The sequence below is a fragment of the Candidatus Pantoea persica genome, assembly GCF_013753875.1.
In the GTDB taxonomy this organism is placed as follows: Bacteria; Pseudomonadota; Gammaproteobacteria; order Enterobacterales; family Enterobacteriaceae; genus Pantoea; species Pantoea persica.
Genome location: NZ_SMDS01000022.1, coordinates 29,727 through 44,774, shown reverse-complemented (window position 1 = coordinate 44,774; position 15,048 = coordinate 29,727). Strand labels below are relative to the sequence as shown.

At 59.2% G+C, this 15,048-nt stretch carries 3 protein-coding genes, 1 tRNA gene and 11 pseudogenes; 14 read left to right on the top strand and 1 reads right to left on the bottom strand.

Annotated elements, in window-relative coordinates; translation table 11 throughout:
* Nucleotides 1-225 precede the first annotated feature (225 nt).
* From eptB to EIO60_RS14805, 10 genes and pseudogenes are all read left to right on the top strand, one after another.
* A pseudogene (gene eptB / locus EIO60_RS14850) lies at nt 226-1,977 on the top strand (kdo(2)-lipid A phosphoethanolamine 7''-transferase).
* A 68-nt stretch (nt 1,978-2,045) separates the two neighbouring features.
* Nucleotides 2,046-2,122 (top strand) — tRNA-Pro (locus EIO60_RS14845).
* A gap of 862 nt (nt 2,123-2,984) precedes the next feature.
* Nucleotides 2,985-3,476: pseudogene (locus EIO60_RS14840) on the top strand (ABC transporter substrate-binding protein).
* 294 nt (nt 3,477-3,770) lie between these two features.
* Nucleotides 3,771-4,771 (top strand): annotated as a pseudogene (gene dppB / locus EIO60_RS14835) (dipeptide ABC transporter permease DppB).
* 9 nt (nt 4,772-4,780) lie between these two features.
* Nucleotides 4,781-5,621, top strand: a pseudogene (dppC, locus tag EIO60_RS14830) (dipeptide ABC transporter permease DppC).
* A 75-nt stretch (nt 5,622-5,696) separates the two neighbouring features.
* Nucleotides 5,697-6,407 (top strand): annotated as a pseudogene (locus tag EIO60_RS14825) (oligopeptide/dipeptide ABC transporter ATP-binding protein); the annotation flags it as partial.
* Nucleotides 6,397-7,302: pseudogene (locus EIO60_RS14820) on the top strand (dipeptide ABC transporter ATP-binding protein); the annotation flags it as partial. The pseudogenes EIO60_RS14825 and EIO60_RS14820, both read left to right, overlap by 11 nt.
* Before the next feature lie 240 nt (nt 7,303-7,542).
* Nucleotides 7,543-8,356 (top strand): annotated as a pseudogene (locus tag EIO60_RS14815) (cellulose synthase operon protein YhjQ/BcsQ).
* Nucleotides 8,357-8,409: 53 nt separating this feature from the next.
* Nucleotides 8,410-8,577, top strand: a complete 168-nt coding sequence (locus EIO60_RS14810; RefSeq protein WP_374058209.1) for a hypothetical protein — start codon at nt 8,410-8,412, stop codon at nt 8,575-8,577.
* 254 nt (nt 8,578-8,831) lie between these two features.
* Nucleotides 8,832-9,263, top strand: a pseudogene (locus EIO60_RS14805) (PilZ domain-containing protein); the annotation flags it as partial.
* 26 nt (nt 9,264-9,289) lie between these two features.
* On the opposite strand, the pseudogene EIO60_RS14800 reads toward EIO60_RS14805, so the two are convergent.
* Nucleotides 9,290-9,361 (bottom strand): annotated as a pseudogene (locus EIO60_RS14800) (hypothetical protein); the annotation flags it as partial.
* A 158-nt stretch (nt 9,362-9,519) separates the two neighbouring features.
* Here EIO60_RS14800 and EIO60_RS14795 point away from each other — a divergent pair.
* The 4 genes and pseudogenes from EIO60_RS14795 (at nt 9,520) to bcsB (ending at nt 15,006) form a co-directional block, all read left to right on the top strand.
* Nucleotides 9,520-9,786, top strand: a complete 267-nt coding sequence (locus EIO60_RS14795; protein WP_258577247.1) for a cellulose synthase operon protein YhjQ/BcsQ — start codon at nt 9,520-9,522, stop codon at nt 9,784-9,786.
* Nucleotides 9,728-10,123, top strand: coding sequence for a cellulose synthase operon protein YhjQ/BcsQ (locus EIO60_RS14790; RefSeq protein ID WP_258577246.1), 396 nt, complete (start codon nt 9,728-9,730; stop codon nt 10,121-10,123). Before EIO60_RS14795 ends, EIO60_RS14790 begins: the two co-directional genes overlap by 59 nt.
* Nucleotides 10,124-10,136: 13 nt before the next feature.
* Nucleotides 10,137-12,728 (top strand): annotated as a pseudogene (gene bcsA, locus EIO60_RS14785) (UDP-forming cellulose synthase catalytic subunit).
* A 4-nt stretch (nt 12,729-12,732) separates the two neighbouring features.
* Nucleotides 12,733-15,006, top strand: a pseudogene (gene bcsB, locus EIO60_RS14780) (cellulose biosynthesis cyclic di-GMP-binding regulatory protein BcsB).
* The last annotated feature ends 42 nt before the right edge of the window (nt 15,007-15,048 follow it).

The window sequence follows — 15,048 nt, the reverse complement described above, 5'->3', positions numbered from 1 at the left end:
TCTCATTTAGCTGTCTGCGCGCAGATCGCACGTGCTTCGCTGGCCTGTCTGGTCAATTTATGTTCTACTGTCCGGCCTCGTGAAAGAGCCGTCCGATCTCGTACAGATTCTTCCTGTTCGTCAAGAAATTGTCATGTCTTTGCGCTGATAAAGCGAACTCTTCCGTGTTGCGATAGTCACAATAGCGTTCACCATTATGCTCCAGCCCCGGGAAAGCCCTTTAAGATGAATTACATAAAGACAATAACCCAGCAAAAGCTTTCACTGCTGCTGGCGTTACACATCGGTATACTGCTCAATTTGCCGATTTTTTTACCGTCTTTTTGACGGCTTTTTGGCGAAATCTACCGTGACGAACTGGTTAATGGCCGTCACGGAAATCATGGCGATTGTAGTGCTTACGTTCTTCCTGATTCGCCTGCTGTTGCTGGGTGGCAAACGTTTGTATCGCGTGCTCGCGACGCTGCTGGTACTAATCTCCGTCGCTGCCGCCTACTACAATGGCCTTTTTCAACGTGGTGATCGGCTACGGCATTGTGGCGTCGGTGATGACCATCGATGTGGATCTGTCGAAAGAGGTAGTCGGCCTGCACTTTGTGGCTTGGATGATCGCCGTGAGCGCGCTGCCGCTGCTGACGATCTGGCGCAACAATCTCAGCCAGACGCTGATCGAATAGCTGCGCACGCCGGGCCAGCGGCTGAAGCCAGCGTTGATGCTGCTGCTGTGCGTGGCACTGCTCTGGCTGCCTATCCGCTATTTCGACAAGCTGCAAAAGGACAACGAAGAGATCATCAAATCGATCTGCCGAGCTACGGCAGGTGTGGTGGCGCACTCTTATCTGCCGTCGAACTGGCTAGCGGCGGTAGGGCTTTTCGCCTGGACGCGCATTGATGAGACGCTGGACAGCCAGGAGCTGCTCGACCCGGCGAAGGCGAAGAAGTTTACCTATATCGCGCCGTCGGGCATCGACGATACCTATGTGGTGTTCGTGATCGGCGAAACGACGCGCTGGGACCATATGGGCATGCTGGGCTATAACCGCGATACTATGCCGAAGCTCTCGAAGAGAGGAATCTGGTGGCGTTCCGCGGCAAGTCGTGAGATTGAGATACTGCTACCAATCTGTAGCTACGTTGCATGTTAGTGTGCGAGAGCGGCACCGAGGATTCGCCGGGCCGCACGCTGAAAGAGAAGAATATTTTTGCCGTGATGAAGGAGCTGGGCTTCTCTTCCGAGCTGTTCGCGATGCAGAGCGAGGTCTGGTTTTAAGATAACGCGGAGGTGAATAACTTTAGCTTTCCGTGAGCAGATTGGTTCCGAGCCGCGCAACACAGGCAAGTCGGTCGACGATATGCTGCTGGTGCCGGAGCTGAAGGCGTCGCTGGATCGCTATCCGCACGGTAAGCACCTGGTGGTGCTGCACACCAAAGGCTCGCACTATCTCTATTCGCAGCGCTATCCGCGCAGCTTCGCCCGCTATCAGCCGGAGTGCATGGGCGCAGACGATACCTGCAGCAAGGCGCAGCTGATTAACGCCTATGACAACTCTATCCTCTACGTCGACACCATGCTGGACAGCGTGTTAGATCAGCTGCGCGACAAGAAGGCGCTGGTGTTTTACGCCGCCGACTACGGCGAATCGATTAGCGAGAATACCCATCTGCACGGTACGCCGCGCGAGCTGGCGCCGCCGGAGCAGTTCCGCGTGCCGATGATGGTGTGGGCATCCGATAAGTATCTGGCGGATGCGGACAACCGCGCCCGCTTTGAGCGTCTGCAGGCGCAGCAGCGCGTCGGCAAGACGCACCCGTCACATTGAGCTGTTCGACACCATTCTGGGCTGTCTAGGCTACAGCTCGCCGAACGGCGGCATCAAGGCGGCGAATAACTGGTGTCAGGCGCCGGTTTCGTCGTATAGCGACGCGCGGGATGTGACTGAGAAGCACCAGAATTTGGGCGAGCAGACTGCTTTCTAGGCGAACGCGACTAAACAAATAAAAAGCGGTTGACGCTGACAATTGGGCGCAGTAACATGCGCCCCCATCGGTGAGTGGCGCAGCCTGGTAGCGCGCTTCGTTCGGGACGAAGGGGTCGGAGGTTCGAATCCTCTCTCACCGACCAAATTAAGAAAACCTGCTTGTTAAAGCAGTTTTTTTCGTCTGTAGAAAAAGAGGGTGAAAACCTCCGCAATAGGTTTGAGGCAAGCGCTGACTGGCAACAACACCCTTGCTGCCTTGATTCCGAGCCAGCTTTATTTATCAGGCACCGCCTTTGCCAGAAACCGCGCGCAAATCCCGCAAGCCTGCAAGCCAAAACCCCTCACTGAAGCGCGCCGTTCGCATAAGTTTTTTATCAGGTGCACAAGGGCATCAAAAATAAAAAACAGCGCTCGATTTATCTCGCTCCCGCCATGCTGCCTGCTTAATAAAATTTAAAAACTGACAAAATTCGCGCTTGCCGACGCCAGCTTCCCGTAATACCAGGCAGGATTATCTGCTGCAGGCGAAACGCATTTAATTCCCCCTTTTGGGCTGCCAGCGCCCGCTCTCTCTGGCCCAAGCGCTTATTTTGCATCACGTTTTACTTATAACGATTTTTATCTTCACTCCGGTTTTTTATGCCTGATGCCTAGCATTTTCTACTGCCTGGACGCCATAACACACGGCGAATCGTTCAGTAATTCAACATTTACCGGGCTGGCGTCGCTGTTTTTTAGCTGTGAGAATCACTGTCACTTATTTAACCACTCAGTCAGATATATGGTCTTGCAGGCAAAAGCACTGTGTAATATATAGCTATTCTCGCTAGACGCTTTTTTTACCGTTGCTTGCTATTCCTCACACTCTGTGTAAATAACGTCTACCTGTATTGACGTTTATTGCAACTGTTGACAAATTGATGCGTCAATAAAGCTGCAGAAGTGGCATGATCCGACAGCTTCCACGGCGTCGGAAATCCATAACAAAAACGCTCCGCACTTTCGATCACGTCAGTGCGTCCGCCTGAACCGCATAAAAAAACAGAGGTCGGGCAATACACACAACATCACATCACAAAGATGGTTCAGGCTGACTGGGCGAAGATCGGCGTGAAAGCCAAAATTGTTACCTACGAGTGGGGCGAATACCTGAAGCGCGCCAAAGCAGGCGAGCACCAGTTGGTAATGATGGGCTGGACCGGCGACAACGGGGATCCGGATAACTTCTTCGCGACGCTGTTCAGCTGCACGGCGGCGAAAGATGGCTCCAACTACTCGCGCTGGTGCTAAAAGCCGTTTGAAGATCTGATCCAGCTAGCGCGTGCGGAAGCGGACCACAATAAACATATCGAGCTTTATAAGCAGGCGCAGGATCAGGAACCAGCGCTGATTATCGCGCACTCCACGGTCTTTGAGCCGGTGAGCAAGAAAGTCTCTGGCTACGTGGTCAATCCGTTAGGCAAACACCACTTCGAAAACGTCGATATTCAGGAATAACTCCTGCGGTTTGGACCGACCCGTTTGGCCCCCGGTCGGGTGCTGGCTCGCCTGGGATCCGCGCCTGTTCGGCTAACTTCTTTGAATCAAAACCAACATCTTCGCGCTGCAGGAAGGCGGCGATCCGACCAGTTTCCGGCGTTTACCTCGGTAAGCGGCGAGACCCGTCGACCGCGCCTGTAGCGTGAAAGATGACGGTGACACACTTTGCGTCGCGTCCGGCTGGCCTGGCGCGCATTGTGAGCAATAAATCCCGCACCCCGTCGCGGCGGGAAACGACTGAGAATCCGGCTTATGCTGCAGTTCATACTCCGACGTCTGGGACTCGTAATCCTGACATTTATCGGTATTACCCTGTTAACCTTTGCGTTCGTGCACATGATCCCGGGCGATCTCGTCCTGATCATGGCGAGCGAGCGAGGGATCTCCCCTGAACGACATGCCCAGCTGATGGCGGCCTTCGGCCTCGACCAGCCGCTGTGGATACAGTACGTTCACTACATTTACGGGTGCTGCACGGCGAGGGCATTTCGCTCAAAAGCCGCATCTCGGTATGGGAAGAGTTTGTGCCGCGCTTTCAGGCCACGCTTGAGCTGAGCATCTGCGCCATGATTTTTGCCGTTGCCGTTGGCATTCCGGTAGGCGTCCTCGCGGCGTTGAAGCGCGGCTCCATCTTCGACCATACGGCGGTTGGCATCTCCCTGACCGGCTATTCGATGCCGATTTTCTGGTGGGGCATCATGCTGGTTTCAGTGCAGCTTAACCTGATGCCGGTTTCCGGCCGTGTCAGCGACACCGTGTTCCTCGACGACAGCAACCCGCTCACCGGCTTTATACTGATTGACACCTTTATCTGGGGCGAGCCGGGCGACTTCAAAGATGCCGTGATGCATATGATCCTGCCCGCTATCGTGCTCGGCACCATTCCGCTGGCGGTGATCGTGCGCATGACTCGCTCGGCGATGCTGGAAGTGCTGGGCGAGGATTACATCCGCACCGCGCGCGCCAAAGGGCTGACGCGCATGCGCGTGATCCATGTGCTGCGCAACGCCATGCTGCCGGTGGTGACGGTTATCGGCCTACAGATCGGCACGCTGCTGGCGGGTGCCATTCTGACGGAAACCATCTTCTCCTGGCCGGGCCTCGGCCGCTGGCTGATCGAAGCGCTGTAGCGCCGTGACTATCCGGTGGTGCAGGGCGGCGTGCTGCTGACTGCGGTGCTGATTATCCTGGTCAACCTGCTGGTTGATCAGCTGTACGGCGTGGTCAATCCGCTCATACGACATAAGAAATAAAGGGGCATCATGTCTGTTGTCGATCCCGCAAGCGTTCCCGCTGCACCCAAGACGATGACCCCTTTTCAGGAGTTCTGGCACTACTTTAAACGTAACAAAGGCGCCGTGATTGGCCTGGTCTATGTGGTTCTGATGCTGCTGATCGCCATTTTCGCCGGCGCGCTGGCGCCCCATGCGCCCGCCGAGCAGTTCCGCGATGTGCTGCTGCATCCGCTGGTCTGGCAGGAAGGCGGTAGCTGGCGCTTTATCCTCGGCACCGACGACGTCGGCCGCGATATTCTATCGCGCCTGATGTACGGCACGCGCCTGTCGCTGCTGGTGGGCTGTATGGTGGTGGTGCTGTTGCTGATCCTCGGCGTCGTGTTCGGCCTGATGGCGGGCTATCTCTGCTGTGCGGTGGACGCCACCATTATGCGTCTGGTGGATATCATGCTAGCGCTACCGAACCTGCTGCTGGTGGCTATCTTCGGCCCGTCGATCGTCAACGCCCCAATCGCGCCGCGGTGCTGGTGGAGGTGAACCGCGACTACGTCACCGCCTCCAGCGTGGCGGGCGCGGGCACGCTGCGCCAGATGTTCGTCAATATTTTGCCTAACATCTGGCGCCGCTGATCGTGCAGGCGTCGCTGGGCTTCTCCAACACCATTCTCGACATGGCGGCGTTGGGCTTTCTCTGAATGGGCGCGCCGACGCCGGAGTGGGGCACCATGCTCTCCGACGTTCTGCAGTATGCGCAAAGCGCCTGGTGGGTGGTGACCTTCCCTGGACTGGTCATCCTGCTCACCGTTCTGGCCTTTAACCTGATGGGCGACGGTTTGCGCGACGCCCTCGACCCGAAACACAAGCAGTAAGAGGCACCGAGATGGCATTATTAAATGTAGATAAATTGTCGGTGCACTTCGTCGACGATAAGGCACCGTTCCGCAATTTTCCAGGATCCCATGACCAGCCTGAACCCGTGCTAGACCGTCGGCTACCAGATTATGGAAGCGATTAAGGTGCATCAGGACGGCAACCGCCGCACCCGACGCCAGCGCGCCATCGATCTGCTGACGCAGGTAGGCATCCCCGATCTGGCGTCGCGTCTCGATGTCTATCCGCACCAGCTGTCGGGCGGCATGAGCCAGCGCGTGATGATCGCCATGACGATCGCCTGTCGGCCAAAGCTTTTGATCGCCGACGAGCCGACCACCGCGCTAGACGTGACCATTCAGGCGCAGATTATCGAGCTGCTGCTGGAGCTGCAAAAGCAGGAGAACATGGCGCTGATCCTGATCACCCATGACTTGGCGCTGGTGGCGGAAGCCGCGTAGCGCATCATCGTGATGTATGCCGGTCAGGTGGTGGAGAGCGGCAAGGCGGGCGATATCTTCAAGGCGCCGCGCCATCCCTGTACGCAGGCGCTGCTGCGCGCGCTACCGGAGTTTGCGGCCGACAAGGCGCGACTGGTGGCGTCACTGCCGAGCGTGGTACCGGGCAAATATGACCGCCCGCTCGGCTGCCTGCTCAATCCGCGCTGTCCTTATGCCACCGAGCTCTGCCGTAAAGAAGAGCCTGCCCTACGCGACATACCGGGGCATCAGTCCAAACGTCACTACCCGCTGGATGATACCGGGAGACCGACCTATGAGTCTTGATAATACCAGGCAGGATTATCTGCTGCAGGCGATTGACCTGAAAAAAACTACCCGGTGAAGAAAGGCCTGTTCGGCCAGCAGCGCCTGGTGAAAGCGCTGGACGGCGTCTCTTTTAGTCTCGAGCGCGGCAAAACGCTGGTGGTGGGCGAGTCCGGCTGCGGCAAATCGACGCTGGGCTGCCTGCTGACCATGATTGAAACGCCGACCGAAGGCCAGCTTTTCTGGCACGGCCAGGATCTGATCAAGCACGACCAGCAGGCGCAGAAGCTGCGTCGCCAGAAGATTCAGATCGTTTTCCAGAACCCCTACGGTTCGCTCAATCCGCGCAAGAAAATCAGCCAGCTCCTCGAAGAGCCGCGGCTGATTAACACTGCGCTGAGCAAGGCGGAGCGCAAGGAGAAAACGCTGGAGATGATGGCGAAGGTCGGCCTGAAAAACGAGCACTACGACCGCTATCCGCATATGTTCTCCGGCGGCCAGCGCCAGCGTATCGCCATCGCGCGCGGGCTGATGCTGGAGTCTGACATGCTGATCGCCGACGAGCCGGTTTCCGCGCTCGACGTTTCGGTACGCGCGCAGGTGCTGAACCTGATGATGGATCTCAGCAGGATATGGGCCTCTCCTACGTCTTTATCTCGCACGATTTGTCGATGGTGGAGCATATCACCGACGAGGTTATGGTGATATACTTAGGACGCTGCGTCGAGAAGGGCAGCAAAGAGGAGATTTTCAACAATCCGCGCCATTCCTACACGCAGGCGCTGCTGTCGGCGATGCCGCACCTGAAGCCGCATCGCTGACGGGATCCCTGTCGTCTGCCGCCGCGCCGCTCGATTCTGGAAAGCCTGGCTGCCAGCTCGCCGCCTGTCAGTGCTGGCGCCGCTTCGCTGCCTGTGTCGCCGGCCTGCGCGCCGCAGCCGCAGAACGCCCTCGCGCAGCCTTCCGGGACGCTGATATCGCCAATCGCTCACCTGCCATCGCCGCAAAAGACAGCGCCTGCGCAGTAAGCGTCGGCGCAAACGCTGCCGTTTGCCGCGCCGGGCTGCTCTAGCGGCCTGTTCCATGCGCGCCACAGCGAGCCGGCCAGCCTGCCGAAAGAGAACCTACTGAAACCGTTACTGGAGAAGATTGCGCTATACCGTTAGTTTGTGTGTGCTCGCCGAAAGGGGAGGGGGGGAAGGTCGGGAAAACCACGCTGGCGGCCAATCTGGCCGGGACTGGCCGGGAGCCGGGCGGACAGCAAGGTGTTAGCGATCGACTTTGACGTGCAGAACGCGCTGCGTCTGCATTTGGGCGTGCCGCTGAACGACGGTCGCGGCTTTGTCGCACGCGCGGAGGAGCAGGCGGTGGAGCCAGTCGATCCTCACCACCGGCGGGAATATCTTCGTATTGCCCTATAGCGAGGTGACCGAAGCGCAGCGCGAGCGATTCGAAGAGAACCTGGCGAAAGATCCGCACTTTCTGCGTCGCGGGCTGTATACGCTGCTGAACTATCCCGGCCTAGTGATCGTCGCCGATTTCCCGCCCGGTCCCGGCCCGGCGTTGCAGGCGATGAGTGCGCTGGCGGAAATACATCTGGTGTTGATACTGGCCTATACCGCGTCGGTTTCGCTGCTGCTGCAAATCGAAAACAACCGCCTGATTGGCCAGCCGCTTAATAACAAGCTCGGGCAATACTTCGTGCTCAACCGGGCGATAACCGCCGTAATATCAGCCGCGACGTCACCGCCTTTATGCAGCAGCGCCTCGGCGAAGCTCTGCTGGGCGTCGTGCACCGCGATGAAAGCGTGGCGGAAGCCAACGCTTCACAGCAATCTGTTTACGATTTCAGCCCTGCGTCCGCCGCGGTGTTTGATATTGAACTGGTTAGCAAACGCGTGGCGAATATCCTGAATATTTCTGTCGGCAATGGTGAAGTTCAGGCGCCTATCCGCAGCGGTCACTATTAATTGCCTGGCATCGCCAGGCTTTAAAAAAAAACAGAGTTTCTCCAGGATGATTCATGAGTAAAATCGGGTTTTACCTGCTGCATGTCGGTGTCGGCTACATAACGCGCGACGACAACAGCCACGCCAAGGCGGGCAACCTCAACCACACCATGACGATCACCAAAGGCGACCTGATCTACGTATTCGACTGCGACCACGTCGCCACGCGCGCCTTTCTGTAGGCAACCGTCGGCCCGTTCCTCAACGATCCAAAGCTGGCGCTGCTGCTGGGCGTCGGCATCGTCGCTGGCGTGGTGCATGCAGTGATGGGCTTTGTTGAATAATAGATCTTATGCTGGCAGCCCAGTGAAACGACGGATACTCCCAACGCAAAATCATGTAGTTAGTCTTTATGAGAAAACTATATACCTGAGGGGACAATCATTTTCTACCAAAACTGGCTTGGCAAAACAGCATGATTCACTATTATTCAACAATAGCCGCGGTGATGCACAACTATTTCGGCGTCGATCCTTACGTTATCGCCCTGAACGTTGGCTGGGCCATCTTCAGCCTGATCATCCTGATGGCGGCGATTGCCGTGGCGCGCGAAACGCGTCAGGTGCGCAAGACCATCCGCATCGAGGTCGAAATCCCGGCGATTATTCACTACGCCAGCGGCATCTAGTCGCGCACCAAAACCAGCGACCTGTCGATGGGCGGTGCGCAGCTGGATGCGCCAGACAATCGCCACGAGACGGATGAGATCGAAGAGATTGACCTGCTGCTGCCGTCCGGCGCGATCACCATTCCGGTCAGCACCGTCTCCCACGACGAAGGTAGCATCTGCCTGCGCTTCGCTGCCATGCCGCTGGCGCGCCGTCGCGAACTGGTGCGCGTTGTGAGATGCGCCACACCGTCCAGCTGGCGAAAATAACGCTGAAGATTATTACTCAGGTTAATTATCGTTGAGCCAGCGGTAACGATTAAAAGCGTAATCTGCTTTTTAGACAGCACGCATCGCATGTGTTTTACCCCGGAGGATAACTCCGCTTCGCTAATGCTTGTCCCACTGCGTCGCGCTGCTGTTGAAAATAACCAGCCCGTTTCGGCTGCTGAGCTTGATGCGCTTCAGGGATACGCGGCGGCGTAGGCGCCACCTCGCTCAGCGCGGCGCTCGGCTGGTGGCCTCGCTGTGGGAAGAGACGCTGCTGATAGACGGCTCGCTGGACGGCCAGCTCGGCGCGCACTTCAATACGCCCGTGCTGTCGCAGCAGGGCTGGATGCAGGCACAGTGCGGCGACGGCGACTGGCGGGCGGCCGCGCTGCGCTATCATCATGTCCCGGATCTGCTGCCGCATGGCGCGCTTTCCCATCAGCAGCGCTTGACTGTTGTGCAGCGAAGCCGTGTCGCGCCGCTACCGCTGGATTATTTTCGACCTCGGCGTTGAGGCGCTGCCTTGGCACGAGCCGCTGCACGCGCAGCTGGACGGTGTGCTATGTGTAATTACGCCGGACGCCAACACGCATCTGCGTTTGCAGCAGCAGCGCTTTTCGTCGCGCACGCGCTTTCTTATCAACCAGTTCAACGCCAACAGCCGCCTGAAGCAGGATCTGCACCAGCTCTGGGTCGCCTCGCTGAATAATCTGATCCCGCTGTTGATCCACCCCGACGAAGCGCTAGCGGAGGCGCTGATGACGAAGCAGCCGGTAGGCGAATATCGGCCGCACGCGCTGGTTAGCGAAGAGGTCACCACGCTGGCGAACTGGCTGCTGCTGCATTTGTGAAAGAGGCACGCCCGTGAACCCGCTGCGCTGGCTGCTGACCGCGTCGGTCTGGCAGGCGCTGCGCCTGTGCTATAACACAGCGCGCGACCACGGCGGTCGCCTCTCGCCAGCGGCCTGAACCTGCTCTGGTGCGTGCTGGGCTGGACGCTGCTGCGGTTTGAAACTCTAGGCTGGCAGCGCATTATCCAGCAGCGCCGCCGTCTCTATCCCCATATCTCGCCAGAGCGTCCGCGACCGCTCGACATTCTGCGCTACCTGATCCAGACGCTATGGCTCGTGGTGTTTCTGCCGCTGGACAACAGCGGCCGCAGCGAGCGGTAGCGCTTCAAAGGATTTAGCGCCCTGTTCCGCTGGCGTCAGCAGCTCTACCGCGGCTTCGACAGCCTGACGGCGCGCATTCAGGCCGGGCACGTCGACGAATGCATCGAGCGGCGTCTGCAGCGGCGCGTAACCTTTATCGGCGTGACGCTCTTCGCCTCGCTGCTGGCGCTGCTCTGCTTCAGCCAGCCGTTTGGGCTGATGACCCAGTTGATCTTTGTGGCGCTGCTCTGGAGCTTGGCGATGCTGGTGCGGCGAGTGCCGGGCCGCCTCCCGACGATGATGCTGATCGTGCTGTCGCTGACGGTATCGTGCCGCTATCTGTGATGGCGCTATACCTAGACGCTGAACTGGAACGATCCCCTTAGCCTGGTGTTCGGCCTGCTGCTGGTCGCCGCGGAAACCTACGCCTGGGTGGTGCTGGTGCTTGACTACTTCCAGACGCTGTGGCCGCTTAACCGCCAGCCGGTTTCGATGCCCATTCCGTTGGATCAGTGCCCGAGCGTCGACCTGCTGGTGCCGACCTACAACGAGCCGCTCAGCGTGGTGAAACCGACCATCTATGCCGCGCTGGGCATCGACTGGCCGAAAGAGAAGCTCAATGTCTATCTGCTCGACGACGGCAGCCGCGAGGAGTTTCGCGAGTTCGCCGCCAGCGTTGGCGTCAACTACGTGGTGCGTCCGACCCACGAACACGCCAGGGCAGGCAATATCAACCATGCGCTGCGAACCCGCTGCCGCAGCGATTTCGTCTCGATTTTCGACTGCGACCACGTGCCGACGCGCGCCTTCCTGCAGATGACTATAGGCTGGTTTATCAAGGATACGAAGCTGGAGATGATGCAGACGCCGCACCACTTTTTCTCGCTCGATCCCTTTGAGCGCAACCTGGGATGCTTCCGCCGCACGCCGAATGAGAGCTCGTTGTTTTACGGCTTGGTGCAGGATGGTAACGATACCTGGGACGCCGCCTTTTTCTGCGGCTCCTGTGCCGTGCTGCACCGCACTGCTCTGGATGAGATCGGCGGCATCTCGGTGGAAACCGTGACCGAAGATGCGCACACATCGCTGCGTCTGCACCGGCGCGGCTGTACCTCGGCCTATATTCTCATTCCGCAGGTGGCGGGGCTGGCGACGGAGAGCCTGTCGGCGCATATCGGCCAGCGTATTCTCTGGGCGCGCGGCATGGTGCAGATTTTCCGCCTCGATAACCCGCTTTTCGGCGAAGGGCTGAAGTGGGCGCAGCGCCTCTGCTACGCCAACGCCATGCTGCACTTTCTGTCGGGCATCCCGCGGCTGATCTTCCTGCTGGCGCCGCTGGCATTTCTGCTCTGTCACGCCTACATTATCTACGCGTCCGCACTGGCCGATCGTCATCTACATGCTGCCGCATATGCTGTATACCAGCCTGACCAACTCGCGCATTCAGGGTCGCTGGCGCCACTCCTTCTGGAGAGAGGTGTATGAAACCGTGCTGGCATGGTATATCGCCCGGCCGACCACCGTGGCGCTGTTCAACCCGCACAAAGGGAAATTCAACGTCACGGCGAAAGGCGGCCTGGTGGAAGAGCACCATCTCGACTGGGTGATCACTAAGCCCTATATGTTCCTGGTACTGCTTAACCTGGCGGGCGTGGCAATGGCAGTCTGGCGCATGAACTACTGTCCCGTCAACGAGGTGCTGACGGTGTGGGTGAGCCTGATCTGGGGGATCTACAACATGGTGATCCTCGGCAATGCGGCGGTGGTTTCCGTCGAGGCGCGGCAGATCCGCGAGGTGCACCGCGTGGAGATCGCCATGCCAGCCGCCATTGCGCGCGAAGAAGATGGGCATATGCTGCCCTGCACGCTGTGCGACTACTCCGACGGCGGCATCGAGCTGCGTGAGCCGGATGCGCTGAAAGAGGATGAGAAAATCTGGCTGCTGCTGCGCCGCGGCCAGCAGGAGTTCAGCTTTCCGTGCCGCGTGCAGTGCGTCTTCGGCCATCGCGCCGGTATTCGCCTGCACCAGCTGACCACCCAGCAGCATATCGAATTCATCCAGTGCACCCTTGCCCGCGCCGATACCTGGGCGCTGTGGCAGGACGGCTTCCCGGAGGATAAACTGGTGCAGAGCCTCGCCGACATTATGATCCTCGGTTTCAAAAGCTATCTGCGCCTGGCGGAATATAGTCCGCTGCAGTTACGTTGGCTGTTTCACCTGCTCACCGCTGGGGTTAGCTGGCTGGCCTCGCTGCTGCCGCAGGTCACCGGTCGGGCGCCCGCTTCAAAAAACGTATTGAGTTGATTAGATGACGATGACGAGAGTAAACGGTTGGTTTACCGCCCTGCTGCTGGGCACCGCCACGCTAAGCTGCGCCGCAGGTTCCCGGCGCGCCGCTGCGCGACAGCCAGCTCCGCTTTACCCAGCTGGCGCTGCCGCCGGGCAGCATGACGCTGCGCGGCAACCAGCCGACCGGCCAGATTGAGTTCGGCTTACGCAGCGACGAAGTGGTGACGCGCGCGCTGCTTAATCTCAGCTTCCGACCCTCTCCCGCGCTGCTGCCGACGCTGTCGCAGCTGAAAGTCTATCTCAACGACGAGCTGGTCGGCCTGATCACAGTGACGCCGAAGCAGCTCGGCAAAGAGAATCAGACGCAGCTGGCGATCGACCCGCGCTTTATCTCCGACTTCAATCGCGTGTGTTTTGAGCTGGTGGGCCACTACGCCAACGTCTGCGAAAACTCGGCCAACAGCACCATCTGGCTCGATATCGGCAAAGAGAGCGGCATCGATCTGACGCTACAAAAGCTGCCGCTCAAAAACGATCTGTCGCACTTCCTAGAGCCGTTCTTCGACACGCGCGACACGCGCCCGCTGACGCTGCCGGTGGTGCTCGCCGCGCAGCCGGATGGCGCAGCAGCGTGCCGCCGCGATGCTCGCCTCTTGGTTCGGCAGCAAAACCGGCTGGCGCGGGCAGCAGTTCCCGATGCTCTATAACTAGCTGCCACAGCAACAGCATGCGGTGGTGTTCGCCACCAACGACGCGCGCCCCGACTTCCTCAAGGATCTGCCGCCGGTCAACAAACCCACGATGGAGATGGTCAGCCAGCCTGACAACCCCTACGAAAAAATGCTGCTGATCCTCGGGCGCAACGATGAGGATCTGATGACGGCGGTTCAGGGCATCGCGCAGGGCGACCTCTTGCTGCGCGGAGACATCTCGACCATCGACAGTGTGAAGCTGCTGGCGTCGCGCAAAGCCTATGACGCGCCGAACTGGGTGCGGACCGACCGCCGCACCACTTTCGCCGAGCTGACGCAGTATGAAAGCCAGCTACAGTCGGAGGGTTTGCAGCTGAATCCCATCGGCCTGACGCTGAATCTGCCGCCCGATCTCTTCCTCGTGCGCGCGCGGCATCAACATGGATCTGAGCTACCGCTATACCGCGCCGCTCCTGCAGGACGACTCGCGGCTGGCGGTGAATCTGAACGACCAGTTCGTCCAGGATTACCCGCTGCCGCCGAAAAATACCGGCGGCCAGCAGCTGCTGCACATTCCGCTGCTCCAGGGGCTACAGGACAACGGCCGCCAGCTGACGATTCCGGCGCTGCGCCTCGGCGTGGTCAACCAGCTGCGCTTCGACTTTGACTATGTCAATACTTATCTCGGCGGCACGGCGGACGGCCGCTGCGAAACCGTCACGCCGGTCAGCCATCGCGTGGTAGTGGACGACAGCTCCAGCATCGACTTCTCCGGCTACCGTCACTATATTAAGATGCCTTTGCTGCGCGCCTGGGCAGGCGCGGGCTTCCCGTTCAGCCGCTACGCCGATCTGGCGTAGACGCTGGTGCTGGTGTAGCCGAAACCTGACGCGCAGCAGGTCAGCACGCTGCTGAACGCGCTGGGCAACATCGGCGCGCAGACCGGCTATCCGGCGCTGCGTGTGCAGTTCACCGACGACTGGAGTAAGGCGAAGGATCAAGACGCCGATCTGCTGATGATCGGCAATATCCGGAAAGATCTGCATGGTGACCGGCGGAGCGGCGCTCTGGTCGACGCCGCCGCCAGCTGGATCAACACGCCGGTGCGCCAGCTAGCCCTCGATACCGGCCGCCTCAGCAGTAGCGATCGCGCGGTGGAGAGCACCACTGCCATCGGCTCGCGCGGGCCGCTGGCCACGGTGATCGGCTTCCAGTCGCCGTTCCACGATCAGCGCAGCGTGGTGACGTTGCTGGCGGACGGCAGCCCGCGCGCCTGGCAGCTGCTTAACGACGCGCTGATCGACAATGGCAAGCGCGGCACCATATACGGCTCCGCCGCCATTATTCGTGAGTCGGGGATGAACAGCCTGCGCGTTGGCGACAACTACTACGTCGGCCATCTGCCGTGTTGGGAACGCCTTAGGGCGATGCTGGCGATGCATCCGTTCTGGCTGGCGCTCTGCGTCGTGGTGGTCGTGGTGCTGTTCGCACTGATGACCTGGCGTCTGATGCGCATTATTACGCGCCGCTGGATCGGAAGTGCTGCCGGTAGAGGGGCTACTGTCGCAGATCTGCACCGGCGAATCTACCAACAAATATGACTTGGTACAACAGTCGCTCTACCGGCTGGATAAGATCGACCC

Bases quoted from the DNA above. Each gene is read 5' to 3' on its own strand.
- EIO60_RS14810 (WP_374058209.1), top strand. From the start codon at position 8,410: ATGAGTAAAATCGGGTTTTACCTGCTGCATGTCGGTGTCGGCTACATA.